Raw genomic sequence first — 2,479 nt, 5'->3', positions numbered from 1 at the left:
GCTCCCGCCCCCGCGGCTCCCGCCCCCGCGGCTCCCGCCCCCGCGGCTCCCGCCGCCGCGCCGTCCGCTCCCGCGGTCGTCGCGTCCTCGGGCTCGGGCTACGTCACGCCGATCGTGCGCAAGCTCGCGTCGGACAAGGGCGTCGACCTGTCGACCGTCACCGGCACCGGCGTCGGCGGCCGCATCCGCAAGGAGGACGTCCTCGCGGCGGCCACCGCGGCTCCCGCCGCCCCGGCCCCTGCCGCCGCTGCGGCGCCCGCTCCGGCGGCGTCCTCGGCCAACGAGGTCGAGGTCTCCGAGCTGCGCGGCCAGACGGTCAAGATGACCCGCATCCGCAAGATCACGGCCGACAAGATGATGGAGTCGCTGCACGGCATGGCGCAGCTCACCTCCGTGGTCGAGGTCGACTGCACCAAGATCTGGGCGCTGCGCGCGAGGAACAAGGCCGCGTTCTCGGAGAAGCACGGCGTGAACCTCACGTTCCTGCCGTTCTTCACCCGCGCGGTCGCGATCGCGCTGCAGGAGCACGCGTTCCTCAACGCGTCCGTGGTCGACGACAGCATCGTCTATCACCCCGCCGTGAACCTCTCGCTCGCGGTGGACACGCCCAAGGGCCTCATGCTCCCGACGCTCAAGGACGCGGACGCGAAGACCATCGCCGACCACGCCAAGGGCATCGTCGACCTCGCCGGCAAGGCCCGCTCCGGCGGTCTCAGCTCGGACGAGATCTCGGGCGGCACGTTCTCGGTGACCAACACCGGCTCGGGCGGCACGCTCTTCGACACGCCGATCGTGCCGTCGCCGCAGGTCGGCATCCTCGCGACCTGCGCGATCGTGAAGAAGCCCGTGGTGGTCAAGGGGCCGGACGGCGAGGACGTCATCTCGGTCCGCCCGATGGCCTACCTCCCGCTGAGCTACGACCACCGGATCGTGGACGGCGCCGATGCGGCCCGCTTCCTCCAGACGGTCAAGCGGATCATCGAGGCCGGCGAGTTCGAGTCCGAGCTCGGGCTGTAACGGACCAGGACAACTGAAGATGCGCGTCGTGATCTCGGGCTCCTCGGGGCTCATCGGCACGGCGCTCACCACCTCACTGCGCGAGGGCGGCCACGACGTGGTCGCCCTCGTGCGGCGTTCACCCGCGGGATCTCACGAGTCCCGCTGGGACCCCGCGAACGGCCGCGTCGACGTCGGCCTCGTCCAGGGCGCCGACGCGGTGGTCAACCTCGCCGGGGCGTCGATCGGCGACAAGCGCCTCACGGACTCGTACGCCCAGGTGGTGCGCCAGTCGCGCATCGACTCGACCGCCACGCTGGTCGAGGCGATGGTCGGCGGCTTCCAGGGCGTGCTGCTTCAGGGCTCGGCGATGGGCTACTACGGCTCGCGTGGCGAGGAGGCGCTCACCGAGCGCTCCGGTCCGGGCGACACGCTCCTCGCCGGCATCGTCGCCGATTGGGAGGCCGCCGCACAGCCGGCACGCGATGCGAGGATCCGCACCGTCACGGTGCGCACCGGCCTGGTGCTCGCCCCGCATGGCGGCTTCGCGGACCGGCTCCTGCCGCTCGTGACTCGCGGCCTGCTCGGCACGCTCGGCTCCGGCGAGGCCTGGCACTCATGGATCACGCTCGAGGACCACATCCGCGCGCTGCGCTTCCTCCTCGACTCGGACTTCTCCGGCGCCGTCAACGGGATCGCCCCGAACCCGGCGCGCGACGCCGCTCTCATCCGCGCGCTCAGCGTCGAGGCGGGTCGCCGGCCCGGATTCCGGATCCCGGCCTTCGTGCTCGAAGCGGCGATCGGGCGCGCCGTCGAGGATCTGCTCTCGTCGCAGAAGGCCACCCCGGGAGTGCTGACGCGGCTGGGCTTCGAGTGGCGCCATCCCACCATCGAGGACGCCGCGCGCTGGCTCATGGCGTCGCGCTGACGTCCACGACGCGCCACGCTCCCTCGCTCCAGGCGAGCGTCAGCCTCGCCTCCTCCGTGACGCCCGGCACCTCCACCCGCATCCCGTCCGCAGCCCGCCACACGTGCGCCGCGATCGCGTAGTCGACGTCCACCACGGCGCGATCGCCGTCCTCATCGACCACCGTCGCCGACCGGAGCGCGAGGCCGATCCCCTCCGCCCGCAGGCCCGCGCGCAGCTGCGCGGCCTCCTTCTCGGCCAACGCGCGCGCCGCGCTGCCGTCCACGGTGAGGTCGAGCAGGGCCGCGGCATCCGCGCCGGCCAGCGCCTCCACGCGCGCGGCGGTGAGGGTCGCGGCAGCGATGGCCGGGTCCGGTCGCGCAACTGCGGACGATGCGACCCCCGCGGGCGATGCGGCGGGCGCAGTCGGCGAGGGCGACGCCGCTGGCGCGGTCGCGGCCAAGCCCGACGCTCCGACCTCGGGACCCCACAGCCACCACCCGCCGGCCGCCGCCACCAGACCCGCCACCGCGGCGACCCGGGCGGGGCTGCGCCGCAGGGCCCAGCGCCACGCAC

Annotated in this window: 2 protein-coding genes and 1 pseudogene; 2 read left to right on the top strand and 1 reads right to left on the bottom strand. The window is 73.8% G+C overall.

Annotated features, from left to right (window positions below; translation table 11 throughout):
• The coding region (gene sucB, locus TR42_RS13920; protein WP_042216979.1) for a 2-oxoglutarate dehydrogenase, E2 component, dihydrolipoamide succinyltransferase at positions 1–1,017 on the top strand (1,017 nt) is incomplete at its 5' end.
• A gap of 19 nt (positions 1,018–1,036) precedes the next feature.
• Positions 1,037–1,924, top strand: a complete 888-nt coding sequence (locus TR42_RS13915; RefSeq protein WP_042216977.1) for a TIGR01777 family oxidoreductase — start codon at positions 1,037–1,039, stop codon at positions 1,922–1,924.
• Here the strand turns inward: TR42_RS13915 and TR42_RS15090 are convergent.
• Positions 1,908–2,479, bottom strand: a pseudogene (locus TR42_RS15090) (hypothetical protein); the annotation flags it as partial. The gene TR42_RS13915 and the pseudogene TR42_RS15090 overlap by 17 nt on opposite strands.

Origin of the sequence: Demequina mangrovi (assembly GCF_000759715.1) — a bacterium.
In the GTDB taxonomy this organism is placed as follows: domain Bacteria; phylum Actinomycetota; class Actinomycetes; order Actinomycetales; family Demequinaceae; genus Demequina; species Demequina mangrovi.
This window is presented reverse-complemented; position numbering and strand designations above follow the sequence as displayed.

Bases quoted from the DNA above. Each gene is read 5' to 3' on its own strand.
- TR42_RS13915 (WP_042216977.1), top strand. From the start codon at position 1,037: ATGCGCGTCGTGATCTCGGGCTCCTCGGGGCTCATCGGCACGGCGCTC.